General features: G+C 40.5%; 14 protein-coding genes and 1 riboswitch. Of the genes, 9 read left to right on the forward strand and 5 right to left on the reverse strand.

Translation table 11 applies throughout. The features are described 5' to 3' along the window. Positions 1 to 3 precede the first annotated feature (3 nt). From ACYH0L_RS02355 to ACYH0L_RS02390, 8 genes are all read left to right on the forward strand, one after another. Positions 4 to 2,094, forward strand: a complete 2,091-nt coding sequence (locus tag ACYH0L_RS02355; protein WP_482354325.1) for a cellulose biosynthesis cyclic di-GMP-binding regulatory protein BcsB — start codon at positions 4 to 6, stop codon at positions 2,092 to 2,094. Positions 2,095 to 2,160: 66 nt separating this feature from the next. Continuing rightward, positions 2,161 to 2,304, forward strand: a riboswitch (cyclic di-AMP (ydaO/yuaA leader). Positions 2,305 to 2,416: 112 nt separating this feature from the next. Further along, positions 2,417 to 4,243 (forward strand): APC family permease, encoded by a 1,827-nt coding sequence (locus tag ACYH0L_RS02360; RefSeq protein ID WP_230031312.1) that lies wholly within the window; start codon positions 2,417 to 2,419, stop codon positions 4,241 to 4,243. 70 nt (positions 4,244 to 4,313) lie between these two features. Further along, positions 4,314 to 6,035: a pyruvate oxidase gene (locus tag ACYH0L_RS02365; RefSeq protein WP_256499319.1), complete on the forward strand. Its 1,722-nt coding sequence runs from the start codon at positions 4,314 to 4,316 to the stop codon at positions 6,033 to 6,035. 234 nt (positions 6,036 to 6,269) lie between these two features. Next, positions 6,270 to 7,991: a T7SS effector LXG polymorphic toxin gene (locus ACYH0L_RS02370; protein ID WP_482354326.1), complete on the forward strand. Its 1,722-nt coding sequence runs from the start codon at positions 6,270 to 6,272 to the stop codon at positions 7,989 to 7,991. Positions 7,992 to 8,007: 16 nt separating this feature from the next. Then, positions 8,008 to 8,361 (forward strand): hypothetical protein, encoded by a 354-nt coding sequence (locus ACYH0L_RS02375; RefSeq protein WP_099728444.1) that lies wholly within the window; start codon positions 8,008 to 8,010, stop codon positions 8,359 to 8,361. Positions 8,362 to 8,453: 92 nt separating this feature from the next. After that, positions 8,454 to 8,561, forward strand: a complete 108-nt coding sequence (locus ACYH0L_RS02380; RefSeq protein WP_419180196.1) for a YxiF family protein — start codon at positions 8,454 to 8,456, stop codon at positions 8,559 to 8,561. 69 nt (positions 8,562 to 8,630) lie between these two features. Then, positions 8,631 to 8,921 carry a toxin-antitoxin system YwqK family antitoxin gene (locus ACYH0L_RS02385; protein WP_257213891.1) on the forward strand — a complete coding sequence of 97 codons (291 nt, stop codon included), beginning with the start codon at positions 8,631 to 8,633 and terminating at the stop codon, positions 8,919 to 8,921. Between the two features lie 105 nt (positions 8,922 to 9,026). Further along, positions 9,027 to 9,248, forward strand: coding sequence for a hypothetical protein (locus tag ACYH0L_RS02390; RefSeq protein WP_099728442.1), 222 nt, complete (start codon positions 9,027 to 9,029; stop codon positions 9,246 to 9,248). Between the two features lie 40 nt (positions 9,249 to 9,288). On the opposite strand, the gene ACYH0L_RS02395 is transcribed toward ACYH0L_RS02390, so the two are convergent. From ACYH0L_RS02395 to ACYH0L_RS02410, 4 genes are all read right to left on the reverse strand, one after another. Further along, complete coding sequence (locus ACYH0L_RS02395) at positions 9,289 to 9,552, reverse strand: response regulator (RefSeq protein ID WP_099728441.1); 264 nt, start codon at positions 9,550 to 9,552, stop codon at positions 9,289 to 9,291. 98 nt (positions 9,553 to 9,650) lie between these two features. Beyond that, positions 9,651 to 10,220: a GNAT family N-acetyltransferase gene (locus tag ACYH0L_RS02400; protein ID WP_099728440.1), complete on the reverse strand. Its 570-nt coding sequence runs from the start codon at positions 10,218 to 10,220 to the stop codon at positions 9,651 to 9,653. Positions 10,221 to 10,292: 72 nt separating this feature from the next. Continuing rightward, positions 10,293 to 11,570 carry an Nramp family divalent metal transporter gene (locus tag ACYH0L_RS02405; protein WP_099728439.1) on the reverse strand — a complete coding sequence of 426 codons (1,278 nt, stop codon included), beginning with the start codon at positions 11,568 to 11,570 and terminating at the stop codon, positions 10,293 to 10,295. A gap of 382 nt (positions 11,571 to 11,952) precedes the next feature. Continuing rightward, the gene (locus tag ACYH0L_RS02410; RefSeq protein WP_099728438.1) at positions 11,953 to 12,213 is read right to left on the reverse strand and encodes a GlsB/YeaQ/YmgE family stress response membrane protein; all 261 of its coding nucleotides are present in this window, start codon (positions 12,211 to 12,213) and stop codon (positions 11,953 to 11,955) included. A gap of 155 nt (positions 12,214 to 12,368) precedes the next feature. On the opposite strand from ACYH0L_RS02410, the gene ACYH0L_RS02415 reads away from it, so the two are divergent. Beyond that, positions 12,369 to 13,199, forward strand: a complete 831-nt coding sequence (locus ACYH0L_RS02415; RefSeq protein ID WP_249705345.1) for an EcsC family protein — start codon at positions 12,369 to 12,371, stop codon at positions 13,197 to 13,199. Between the two features lie 28 nt (positions 13,200 to 13,227). On the opposite strand, the gene ACYH0L_RS02420 is transcribed toward ACYH0L_RS02415, so the two are convergent. Beyond that, the gene (locus ACYH0L_RS02420) at positions 13,228 to 14,328 is read right to left on the reverse strand and encodes a DctP family TRAP transporter solute-binding subunit (RefSeq protein WP_099728436.1); all 1,101 of its coding nucleotides are present in this window, start codon (positions 14,326 to 14,328) and stop codon (positions 13,228 to 13,230) included. Positions 14,329 to 14,378: the final 50 nt, after the last annotated feature.

The raw sequence follows: 14,378 nt of genomic DNA on the forward strand, positions 1-14,378 counted from the left end.
AAATTGAAATCGGTAAAATGGATAATTTTTATATTGGCATTATCCCTTGCCATTCAGCCTTTTTTCATGGCAGGTCAAGCAATGGCGCAATCAGATCAAGTGCAGGTGAAAGATGATTGGGTACGTTCATCAAAAGGAAGTAAAGCAGAAACGCAGCATCTAACAGAAGATGTGGTGACCTTATACGGACAAGAAGACCGCACTGAATTTTCCTATCAAGTTGAGAAAGAAAAAGTAGAGTCTAGCACTCTTACATTGAATATAGAGGCTTCACCATTACTCATTTCACCATCCTCATTCACTGTTATGGTTGATGGAGAGATTGAAAAGACCATCCCTGTATCAGGGAAAAACCAAAAGAAATCGATTCAAATCAAATTAAACAAAGCGCAATTGAAAAAAGGATCTCATCGGATTCAGCTCGCATTTTACGGTGTCTTAAAAGAAGGTGTGTGTATCAATCAAGAGACACCTGCCAATTGGCTGAAGGTATATCCTGAAAGTAAGCTGGCATTCAAAGGCATTCAAACGAAAGACCTCACATTAGACAGCTTCCCATCACCTTTCATTCAAACAGGTGATCAGAAAGAGCAAACAAATATTGTGCTTCCAAATACACCAGATGAGGCTGAATTAGAAGCAGCCATCAAGGTATACCGTACGTTGAAAAACAAAGACCGCCTAGCGGACATCAAACTCATTCAGGAGAAGGACAGCAAGCAAATCGCGCATCCAACCATTGCTATTGGGGCGAAAAGAAGCTGGGATGGAAGGATCAAATCGATTGAACAAACTGCGAAAATCAAAACAGAAAGTAATCATCTCACGTTAGCGGTAAGAACCCTGACAGCAAAGAAAAAAGAACAGCCCGTCTTATTTGTCACAGCTGACCAGCCAAGAACAATTGCTGAAAAAATCAATGTTCTCACTCAACCAGAACTGACAGGTCAACTTACTGGTACGGACTTAATGCTTCAAAAGGTCGCAGCTAAAACCTCTAAGCCATCTCACCATATCCGTTTAAAAGATTTTGGCGGAGATGATGTCACTGTTGGGACCAAAAAGACGGCTTCTGATCACTACTATTATCCGAGAGCATTGATTGCTAACCGAAAATCAGGCGCCAAGCTAAATCTGTCATTTAAAAAATCTGATGCAGCGAACAAAGCAGAACGCCTAACTGTTATGATCAATGACGAACCGCACGACGTACCATTAACAAAACTAGGAAACAAAGATGAGAATGGATTCTATCATGTGTCTATTCCAGTCGATTCACACGTACTTCAAAAAAATGAATATATTGATTTGCAATTTGTCACAACTGGTTTTAAAAACATGGAATCCTGCAGACATACGGATGAAGAAGGCTGGATTTTCATTGACAAGAACAGTTCTCTTCAAATTCCAGAAGGAACAACTAGTGATACACCGGATTTAGCTGTATGGCCGCTTCCTTTCACTTCAAAGGCTCAGCAAGAAAAAACATTGATCATCATGCCGGATCAAATCAACCGTGAAACGATCAATCAAATGGCGATGCTCACAGAATCATTTAGTCAGCCAGCAGCTGCTCAATATCATTTGATCAAAGCCTCTAATGTGACAAACGAACAATTGAAGAATCACTCTCTCATTTTCATCGGGGGCATTCAAACGTTCTCTCTTTTAAAAGAAAAAGCGAATGATCTGATCGTTCCGACGAAAAAGGAACAATATGATGTATCCTCTTTTGGCATGATCAACGAAACAACTGCTCGTATTGTATGGACGCAGCCATCTGTTTGGAATAAAGAACAGACAATGATAGTCTTTTCAGGAATGAATGCAGCTGAAGCTGATGTGTCAAATGAAGTGATTCATTTCCTCCAAACAAATACAGAGACCGCAACAGTTGCGATAGAGAGCAAAAACAAAGACATGTTCTCTAATCATCAAACGATCAGCAGCACATCAAGCAATCTGAAAATAGGTGAAAAACAAAGCAGCAGTGAGTCTTGGATCTACTTTGTATGTATAGCTGCGCTCATCATTTTTGTGCTAGTGATGATTATCTATTTCTTACGAAAAAACCGCAAAAAGACTGAGTCATAAACGATCAAAAGACCTTGAAAAAATCTCTTTACTTTGGTGTCGAACGGGAGTATGATCTCTTTTATAAAAGACCAATCGCTGAATCATTTCGATGAGCGGGGGAACCAATTGTGGTATAAAAACCACGTGGGGTGAATCCTTTTCAGGTAGGGCAAAGTCTCATGCGCCCGAATCCGTCAGCTAACCTCGTAAGCGTTAAAGAGAGCAAAGACCAACCTGTGATCTAAACAATAGGCACAGGGGCATTCTATTGCCTCTGTGTCTTTTTGGTGATCGATCTTTTGTAACTTAAATCGTTTGACACTAAAGGAGCGGGCATCACATGTACAGTTTGATGAAGCGTATTTTAATTGGTAGACCATTAAAATCACAGGCAGCAGGAGAACAAAAACTATCAAAAATCAAAGCTTTGGCATTATTGTCATCAGACGCATTGTCATCAGTTGCATACGGTACAGAACAAATCTTGATTGTTCTATCAGTCGTCAGTGCGGCAGCGTTTTGGTACTCACTCCCGATTGCAGGTTGTGTATTCATTCTTTTAATGGCGTTAATTCTATCTTACCGCCAGATTATCTATGCTTATCCAGAAGGCGGCGGGGCATATGTCGTCTCTAGCAGGAACTTAGGTGAAAAACCAGGGCTGATCGCTGGTGGATCATTGCTGGTAGATTATATTTTGACTGTAGCAGTGAGCATTTCAGCGGGTACCGATGCCATTACATCAGCTTTTCCAGCACTATATCCATATCACGTCTTGATTTCAATTGTATTGGTCATAGTGATTATGGTGCTCAACCTTCGTGGGTTGACGGAATCGGCATCTATTCTGGCTTATCCTGTATACCTGTTTGTATTTTCACTTCTCATTTTAATTGGAGTCGGCGGCTTTAAACTATTAACAGGGCAAGTGCCGCCAGCACCTGAGCATACAGCATTTGGCACACATGTGTCAGGCATTACATTATTTCTTTTATTAAAAGCATTTTCGTCTGGCTGTTCTGCTCTGACTGGAGTAGAAGCCATTTCAAATACGATTCCATCCTTTAGAAAACCAGCTGCACAAAATGCAGCGAGAACATTACTGATGATGGGGGGATTACTGGCCGTTCTCTTTTTAGGTGTGACACTGCTTGCATTTGGTTTTGGCATCTCGCCAAAGCCAGAAGAAACGGTTGTGTCACAAATTGCATCAGACACATTTGGACGTACGTTTTTCTATTATGTTATTCAGGCTGTCACGGCGTTAATTTTGATATTAGCGGCAAATACCGGCTTTTCAGCCTTTCCTTTATTGGCTGTCAACTTAGCAAAAGATAAATATATGCCGCGCATGTTTACAGTAAGAGGAGATCGACTTGGTTACTCCAATGGCATTATCTTTTTAGGCGTAGCCTCCATGCTGCTTATTTGGCTGTTTGATGGGAAAACTGAACACCTGATTCCGTTATATGCTGTTGGTGTATTTATTCCATTTACCTTGTCTCAGACCGGTATGTGTGTCAAATGGATTCGTGAAAAACCACAGGGCTGGAAAATGAAAATGCCAATTAATATACTGGGAGCACTTATTTCTTTCACGGTTCTCATGATTCTCATTTTGACCAAGTTCCACCTTGTATGGCCAGTTTTTATTTTCATGCCAATCGTTCTATTTATGTTTCATTCCATCAAAAAGCATTACCTGTCTGTAGGAGAACAACTACGTTTATTGAATGAAACAGAGCCTGTTGAGATCAAAGGAAATGTGGTCATCGTACCAATAGCAGGTGTAACACGTGTCGTCGAACAATCTGTTCAATATGCAAAATCCTTATCAGAGCAGGTCATAGCGGTTCACGTCTCCTTTGATAAAGAGAAAGACAAGAGGATTGAAGCAGATTGGGAAAAGCTGAATAGTGATGTGCGTCTTGTGATTTTACATTCGTCTTATCGAAGTCTCATTCACCCTCTTGATAAATTTCTTGAAACGATTGAGGCAAAAGCAAATGCGCATCAATACAAAGTGATGGTGCTCGTGCCTCAATTTATCCCGAAAAAAAGATGGCATACCATCTTGCATAATCAATCTGCTTTTTTATTAAGATTCCGTTTGTTATGGAAGCGGGATATTATTGTCGCCACCCTTCCATATCATTTTAAAAAGTAACAGGAGCAAGTTGAAACGTTTGACCAAAAGGGTGCGGTGGTATGGAGTAAGAAAAAAGGAGTTTTCTCACATGCCGCAAAGAACCGCAGGAAAAGAAGTAACAGCGCTACTGGAAGAGTGGGGCGTGAAACATATTTATGGAATGCCCGGCGACAGTATAAACGAATTGATTGAAGAACTAAGGCATGAATCAAGCCAAATACAATTCATACAAACGAGACATGAAGAAGTGGCAGCACTTTCAGCAGCAGCTGATGCCAAACTAACTGGTAAACTCGGTGTTTGCTTATCAATTGCTGGACCAGGTGCTGTCCACTTATTAAATGGACTATATGATGCAAAAGCAGATGGTGCCCCCGTTTTAGCGATTGCAGGGCAGGTTGCTTCGACCGAAGTAGGCAGAGACGCATTTCAAGAAATCAAATTAGAGCGGATGTTTGACGACGTAGCTGTTTTCAATCAGCAGGTACAAACAGCAGAGGCTATGCCAGACTTATTAAATCAAGCCATCAAAGCAGCTTATACTCATAAAGGCGTGGCGGTTCTCACTGTATCAGATGATTTATTTTCTCAAAAAATTAAGCGTAAACCTGTTTATACATCTCCTCTTTATGTAGAGGGGGAGGTGAGGCCAAAGAAAGATCAACTGTTAAAGGCTGCTCAGCTCATTAACAATGCGAAGAAGCCAGTCATCTTAGCAGGTAAAGGATTAAGAAATGCGAAAGAAGAGCTTCTTTCATTTGCAGAAAAGGCTGCTGCACCTATCGTAATCACACTTCCTGCAAAAGGAATTGTTCCAGACAGGCATCCGTACTTCTTAGGAAACCTAGGTCAAATTGGAACGAAGCCGGCATATGAAGCGATGGAAGAATGTGATCTCTTAATCATGCTTGGAACCTCCTTCCCATATAGGGACTACTTACCGGAGGATATACCTGCTATTCAATTGGACATAAAGCCAGATCAAATTGGTAAAAGGTATCCGGTAGAAGTGGGAATAGTAAGTGACAGCAAAAGTGGTTTGCATGAATTGACCTCCTATATTGAATACAAAGAGCAGCGTGGTTTTCTTGAAGCTTGCACAGAGCATATGATGAAGTGGCGAGAAGAAATGGATAAGGAAAAATCCGTTGCAACATCACCACTTAAACCGCAGCAAGTCATCGCTAGATTAGAAGAAGCAGTCGAAGACGATGCCATTCTTTCAGTTGATGTCGGTAATGTGACTGTATGGATGGCACGTCATTTCGAAATGAAAAAACAAGATTTTATTATTTCAAGTTGGCTTGCAACAATGGGCTGTGGTTTACCTGGGGCGATTTCAGCTAAGTTAAACGAACCGAACCGCCAAGCCATTGCTGTCTGTGGTGACGGAGGCTTCACAATGGTCATGCAAGACTTCGTCACAGCTGTAAAGTATAACCTGCCGATCGTTGTCGTGATCTTAAACAACAACAACCTTGGAATGATTGAATATGAACAACAGGTAAAGGGAAACATCAATTACGGTATAGCGCTAGAAGATATTGACTTTGCAAAATTTGCAGAAGCATGTGGCGGCAAAGGAATCTCAGTGTCATCACATGAAGAACTTGCACCAGCCTTTGATACAGCACTTCAATCGGATAAACCAGTCATTATTGATGTCGCTGTAACCAATGAACCGCCATTACCTGGGAAAATTACGTATACACAAGCAGCAGGCTTTAGTAAGTACTTATTGAAAAAATTCTTTGAAAAAGGTGAACTGGATATCCCTCCACTCAAGAAAAGTCTAAAACGCTTTTTCTAAACACACCGTAGTCGGTCCTCTGAAAAGGGGGCTGACTTTTTTTGTGATGAATAAGCAAAATCATTTCAATTGTCACTTGTTTTATTTTCTCTAAAAATATTAGGTAATTATTTTTGTAACTTATAGCCTATTTTTCCAATTAGCTGAGAAAGGTAAAATAGACTTTATGATCAATAATGGAGGGAGTGGCTTTTTCTGGGCAAGATACTTGATGCAAAAGCACTAACAAGTGCCATGGATACAAGAGCAAAACATTATCAGGCACTCCGTGAAGAAATGACTGATTTGAAAAAAGCCTTACAGGGCGTGGCAAACCTTGGTGATGATTTCACTGGAAAAGGCGCCGATAACATTAAAAGCTTTTATAAAGAACTAGCTGGAAATGTAGACATGTTTATCACCTTCATTGATAAGCAAAAAGCCTTTCATGAAGGTGTTTCTGGTACACTTGATGATACGAGCTTTGGCGGCGATACCTTTGTGGAGGAACACTTTTTAGATAACGCTGTTCACATGGGAATCAAAAATGCCAAAAGCATTGTAAAAGATCAAAAAAAGGCACTTAAAACCATTTTTCAAGACATTGATGACCTCATTTCTTTGGAGGTATTTGATAGCAAAACCATTGATGAAAAGATCGAAGATGCAGAAGACGAACGGAAAAAGACGGTTAAAGATTTGATAGAGCTTGATCAAAATTTAAAAGATGAATATGCTTTGTCAGAGACAGAACAGAAGGCTACAATGGCATTGTACGCAGAAATGATGAATGCGACAAATGACGGAAAATCCATTTCGCCTATGAATTTTGACAAGAAAGCGTATCAAAATAGTGAAATTTACAAGGCAAAAAGCGATATTGAGAAGCAAACTACTGAATATCTTAAAATTAAAGAAGAACAAGAAGAAGCCCGCGAGATCGCGAAGGAACAAGAAGCCCTCGCCAACCGTCCTTGGTATGAGAAAGCACTTGATTATGGCGGAAATATCGTCAATGAACTGACAGGCGTAAACGATGCAAAACGTGCCGCCACCGGTGTAGACCCGATCACAGGAGAACAGCTCACCGCAGGCCAGCGAGTCGCCGCAGGCGGTATGGCCGCAGCAGGCTACATCCCAATCGTCGGCTGGGCAGGCCGTATTTTTAAAGGGGGTAAAGCCGTCTATAAAACCACCCAAGCCACATCAGCCGCAGTCAGAGCAGTCGACATTTACAAGACATCACAAAAGGCCTTTGACGCCTTAAAAACATCCCAAAAAGGCTTATATGGCCTCACCGCAACCAACGGCTTCAGCGAAGCGATTACGGGTCGTGACATGTTTGGAAACAAGGTCTCGAAAGAACAGCAGGAAGCAAGTATGAACGCTGCACTTGGAATGCTTTTACCGTTTGGAGCGAAAGGGTTTCATGGGAAGATGTGGGTTAAGAGTACAAATAATGCTTTGAGTAATAAAAAAGTAGCGGTAGGAGAAGAGATTATTACTCAAAGGGTACAGAAAGTAGAATTTGATTTAACTGCAAAAATTACACCTTATAAATCTTTAAATAGGAGTCAGCAGAAAAAAATAAAAGAAAAGATTGAAAATCGTACAGTCACAAAGGAAGAATACAAAAGATATCAATGGGATAGAAGATTTTCAAAAAGAAGGGCAACGGGGGTTACTGAATTCTGGAAGCAAGAGAAGAAAAGAATTTTAGATGGAGAATCTACAACAAGGAATTGGACTATTGAACAAAAACAAGAGATTTTAAAAAGTAAAAAACCTCAATATAATGGGAAATCAATAATTGGACATCATACTTATAATGCTATGAATTATCCACATATTTGTAATAGGGGAGAATTAATTTATCCTGTTACTAGTAGAGAACATTTAAAGGGTTGGCATGGAGGGAGCTATAGCAAAAATGCCCCTGGTAGACCTGTTAATCCAAACTATTTAGAGGAATTTTAGCAAGGAGGAAAGATAGATGAGTAAATTAGCAATTAAAATCAGTCCTCAAGGTCCAACTAATAAACTTGTAGTACCGTTAAGAAAGTACACTGGTTTAGGGATTACAGAGATAAAAGATAAGATGGAAAACAAAGATTTCTTTGCTGAAACGGATGCAAATGATATTGATAATATGGAAATTTTAAAAGAGTTAGTTGATCATTTATTGAATCTAGGTGCAGTTGTGAAAATATATGATAGTGATGAATATGGTGAAGGAATATTTGATTATCAAGAAATTCCTTACGAAGAATTTATAAATAATATTGATCGATTAAAAGAAATAATGGAAGAATTACAGGATTACGATGATGCTATGTCTGAAGAATGAAGTTTGAGCAATGAATATTTCATTAATGCACACTATGAATAGTTAAAGGAACTTTTAATTTCAAAACCTTTTGTAATTAGAGCTTAAACGACATTAAATCATGTTCTCGAACAAACGAAAGTGAATATGGGGATTTTATTTTAGTGGCAGATGATTCTCGTTTTAGATTGTGCGTAGAGCGAACAGAATTTTATGAGTGAGATATTTGGGGGCAAAAATAGTAAATATGAAAGTTATAAACTGTAAGGAGTTTACATGCGGATGATATATTGACAAAGAAGTTCATTATAGAAAGTGGTACCGAGTTTGAAGAATTTCTAGAGTATGGAGGTCCCTACGAACTAGCGATTGTAGAATATACCCAAGATGGTAAAGAAAAACTATTTACGGGCTTAGCTTATGATAAATATGAAAACGGAAATATTCAAAGTTATTTCTATGTAGAGCAAGGTGTTAAGCAGGGAAAGTATGTTGAATTTTACTCAAATGGAAATGTGAAAGAGCAAAAGGCAGAACCCAGTGAATCAGATTTAACATATGCTGAAAAGTTCAATGATTGATTAATGTTCAAATGAATTATTTGTTAAGAAACTTTAAAATGAAAAAAAGTACTATTATCAAAAAAGCAGGTAGAAATCATTTCAGATCAAAAAGGAGAATCAACCATGCTATGGATTTTCACACAAAACCAGCAAAGCCTGGTCCAAGTCAATGAAGTCACAGTACAGGGGAAAAAAATTGAAGGGATCATGGGAAATGATTCTTGGACAAAGATACTCGGCAAGTATGACTCAAATGATCGAGCAGCAGAGATCCTTCAAGACATTGTGAAGACGATTGAAGAAAATCAAGGTGCATCTATTACATACCGAATGCCACATCAATAATAAAGAAACCACCTTTCCATCGTGAAAGGGTGGTTTTTGTTTATGATGGTGTTTTTGTAAAGGCCAAGAATAAAGGAATGCCTGTGCCGACAAGTGTTGTGGCAAAAAGGAACATACCGCAAATGAATAGAAAATGACTGGCTGAAAAGACGAGTGCCAGAATCAGAAAAACGATGCTGAGTCCTGCCATGCTGTATGATGGGACAAAACGGCGTTTGTATGTGGATTTCTTTGTTAAAAATGAGAAGAAAATGCCAAATAATAAAGGGACAATCCATAAGTAAAATAAAATAATAAGAGACATACATCATACCTCGATTTTTCCTTCTATTTTATCAGATGCCGATCACAACGGATACCATAAAGCTTCACTTTGTAAAATCATTCATGTAATTGACACAATTAAGTGGACTGATTCATCGAATGCGCTTTTTGTTCCATATATTCAGGCTGTAAAAGTGCGTACACACAATGATCGGTAAAGCGGTCGCCCAGCCATTCACATTGTCTTAAAATGCCTTCAAGAGAGAAGGATAATCGCTCTGCGATGCGTCTGCTCTTCTGATTATCGACAGCGGCCCTGATTTCAATGCGGTGCAGTCCGCACTCTTCAAATAAATATTGAATGACGGCTTTACACGCTTTTGTCATGATGCCTTTTCCTTGGTAGCCTTCTCCGAGCCAATAGCCAATGGAAACGGTTCGGTTGATCCAATGAATCTGGTGGGTGCCAATGATGCCGACGAGTTCTCCATGTGACCATATGCCGGCTTGAAAGCCGTTGTTCTGCAAGGCTTGCTGCATTGCACCTTGAATAAACGCCATGCTGTCTTCTTCTGTTTGCGTTGTATCCACCCAAAGCATCCATTCACGTAAGTGCTCTCTTGACCGCTGGATGAGCAGATACAAACTTCTTGCGTCTCTAGGCTCAAGCAGCCGCATGGATAGATCTTGATCCTGATAAAAAAACATGTGACCACATCCTCTCAGGGAAAATTCTACCATAACCAAATGGAAAGAAAAAGACAGCATCATCACTGTCTTTTACATAAACGTATTCACAATTAAAAAGAGATTAAGTGCTACAACAAGAGCTGCTATCACCCAAGATATTCCTGTCACCCAGCGTGCATTCGTCAATTCGCCCATAATTCGTTTTTTACTTGTAAACAAAATGAGCGGAATTAAAGCAAAGGCTATACCAAAAGATAGTACCACCTGACTCATCACAAGCGCAGATGTTGGGTTCACCCCAGATGCGATGATCGCAATAGGGGGAATGATGGTAATCAGCCGGCGTACATACAGCGGGATGCGGTATTGAATAAATCCCTGCATAATAATATCGCCTGACAGTGTACCGACAGAAGAGCTGGAAAGCCCGGCTACAAGCAGACCTACACCAAATAAGATGGCTGATACAGGACCTGCGAGTGTACCAAAATGCTGAAACGCAACATCCAGATCCTCAACAAAGAGACCATTTTTATAAAATAAAGCGGCTGCTACAATCAACATGCTGGCATTGATGGCCCCAGCGACTAGCATGGCAATAAGGATGTCTAAAAACTCAAAGCGAAAAATTTGTTTTTTCTCTTTTTCTGTTCTGCCGACGACTCGTCTTTGGGTTAAAGCTGAATGTAAATAAATTGCGTGCGGCATCACAGTGGCACCTAAAATGCCAGCTGCAAGCAGCACACTATCTGTTCCATCAAACCTCGGAATGAAAAGTCCGCCTGCAACACTTGCGATATCTGGCTTTGCGACAAAGGTTTGCACAGCAAAAGCGATCACTACAACGAACAGCATACCAGTGATGCCTGCTTCTAATGCTCGATATCCCCGTCTTTGCAGCTCTAAAATCGCAAATGATCCGATGGCTGCAATAATTGATGCTTCAAGCAGGGGGATACGAAAGAGTAAGTATAAACCAAGTGCAGCCCCGATAAACTCAGCTAAATCTGTGGCAATTATCACGAGCTCACCCTGAATCCATAAACCGATGGAGACGGGCTTTGGAAACTCTTCACGTGCGATTTCAGGTAAATTTTTACCTGTCGCTATTCCAAGCTTTGCGGACAAGGATTGGATAAGCAAAGCCATGAGATTCGATATGAGAATGACCCATAAGAGAAGATACCCGTATTTTGAGCCAGCAGCAATGTTGGTGGCGAAATTCCCTGGGTCAATATAAGCAATAGCTGCGATAAAAGCAGGGCCGAGAAAAGGAAGGAGCCTTCTAAATCCTTTGACCTTTCCTTCAAGTGCACGCTCAGCAGCCGCTGACATGTGTGCCTGTGCCTCGATGTATTTGTTTGTCATATGTCATCACCTAGATTCTAAAAAGTTTTGCTTGGGCACAAAAAGTTTCCTTGATGCAATTTTTAATCATCATATGCCCATCTTCATGAAAAGTCAACTATCTGAACTAATAGGTTTGTTTATCATATGTAAGTGAAAAAAATAGATGCAATGTCAATCAATACATAAAAAAACACCGCCTCTTAGGCGGTGCCAGCGTGTAGACAAACCCTCGCATTCGTTGTCAGTCCTGCGCGCCGGTGCTCACGAATGTCAATTCGCTCCGCTCCGCTCCGGTACTCGTCCTTCCTAGACTGCAAAGGTTTTCATTCACGCTGAAAAGAAGACAAAGAGCTAAAATCAAGATCATTTTAGCCCTTTGCTTCCTCTGTTTTCGTTTTTTTTAAGAAACCCTTGATCCAACACTGCGGAAGATCAGGCTTAAAATAATAACAAAAATAGCTGCTCCTAAGATCGCTGGAATGATCGCAAAGCCTGCAATACTAGGACCCCACGTTCCAAGTAATCCATGACCAATCCAAGCGCCTGCAAGCCCGGCAATCATTGAACCGATCCATCCTCCTGGTACACTACCTCCAGCGAGTGCACTGCCGATGAGGCCAATGACAATCGCCACAACTAATGAAATAAGAAATCCTAACATGTTGATCACTCCTCTTTTGATTGTTTATTAAGCAATAACCGTTTTGAAAGGGTTTAAAACCTCTCGGAACCGCTTCGATGTTTGATACGTATGATGGACAAGGATTGTGTATAATAACAGACAAATACTTCAACGGCATCTAAGGAGGAAATGGTATGGAGGAAAGAGATTGGCTAAAAGCGCAATTAAAGGAGATTGAAAAATGGGAGAAAGAACAGCAGAAGGCGTGGTTTTGGGAGAAACTCAGCCGGCTTCCATTTCAAATGCTGGACAAGCTGACTCCTGCCTTTATTCAGAAAAAAATTGGTGTTCTACTTGATGAAATGGGGCATTACATCCAATCAGGCGGCGCCTATTTGACATCAGAAAAAGGCATCATCCATCAATTTCAAAAGAAATGTGCTGACGAATCGATTCAGTGCATAGAAGATATTGAAAAAGCCCCTCTTGAAGTCATGGATGCCATTAGTGAACATATGGGGAAAAACAGAACGAATCTCGCCACGATGCAAGGTGCGACAACAGGTGTCGGCGGCATGTTTACATTAGCGGCAGATATTCCTGCGGTGCTGGGCCTCTCCTTAAAAACATTACAGGATATTGCCGTCACCTATGGCTATGATCCTAAAAACAAGGAAGAACGGGTATTTATCATTAAATGTTTACAGCTGAACTCTGCTGATGTCGTTGGGAAAAAGTCGATACTAAAAGAGCTGAAGAGCTACCGTGCGTCCGAAGGAAAGCACGAAAACATGATCTCTCAAATTCAAGGATGGCGTGAAGTGGTCTATAATTACCGAGATTCGTTTGGCTGGAAGAAGCTGTTTCAGCTTGTCCCAATTGCGGGGATTTTGTTTGGAGCAGTCTCCAATCGCTCGCAGTTAAAGGGAATTGCCGAAACAGGCATGATGCAATATCGAAAGCGCAGAATTTTAACAAGATTACAAGAGCTCACGCAGCAAGAACAGAGTGAGTCGGGTGCATAAAGAAAATCCCTTTTCTCAAAGGGATTTTTTATTTGGTCTTATCATCTTCTTCTTGAAAAGCTTGGATAGGAGAATGGTCATAACGTGCCCGCAGCTCGCGGATCTGTTTGATCAGTGTGGAACCGATTGTTTTTTCGGCTTCATCATACAAAGGATCAAGGGCTTTCACCCATTTTTGCCTCTCTGCTGGCGTTAATTCGTGGATCGCAATCGGAGATTCCCGTTTAATGTCCTCCAGCTGATCATTATTCATCTGTTCTGCATGTTTCTCGTTCCAAGCCGTTGTTTCTTCCATCGCTTCAAGTAAAATTCTTTTCGTTTCCGGTGTCTGGCGGTCAAAGAAGACTTGATCTGTTAAGACAACATACCCTAAATACCCGTGATTACTGATCGTCATATAGTCTTGTATATGATAAAATTTTTTTGAATAAATATTTGAAATTGTATTTTCTTCACCGTCTACTTTTTTTGTTTCTAACAGCTGAAATGTCGAATTAAACGATTCCTGATAGGGCTTTGCGCCAAGAAGTTTGAATTGTTTTTCAATCATGTCGCTTTGCATAATGCGGAGAGATTGATTTTTTAAATCACCAGGCTGTTTGATTGGCCCTTTATTAGAGGTAATTTGCTTAAAGCCATTTGTCCAGTAGGCCATTCCTTTTAGACCATCTTTTTGCAGCGTGCCGAACAATTTCTGTCCAATCGCACCGTGTAAGCCTTCTTGAACAGCATCATAATTAGGAAAAGCAAAGGGAAGATCAAGTGCCAGCCACTCAGGGGACAGCATGCCGAGCTTCGAGGTAGACGGAGCAATAAATTGTACTTGATTCTCTTTGAGTGCATTAATCTCTTCAATATCAGAATAAAGGCTCCCGTTTGAGAAAATTTGAATGCTGATCTTTCCATCGGATTTCTCATGCACGAGCTCAGCAAATTTCTTTGCGGCAAGTCCTTTTGGTGTATTGTCTGCCACGACATGGCTAAATTTGAACACAAGCTGGTCCTTCAGCCCTGTCTGTTCATCATCGAATATAGATGCTGATTTTGGCATCATATGATAAAAACCAAAGTATAAAGCGGTTACAAAACCGATGATAAGCAATAGCGTATAAGCGAGTAAATTCTTCATGCGTCAGATCCCCCTTATGTCAAGCATACTTGACAGAGGAAGAATTCGTA

Source organism: Bacillus sp. MC1252, assembly GCF_056838025.1.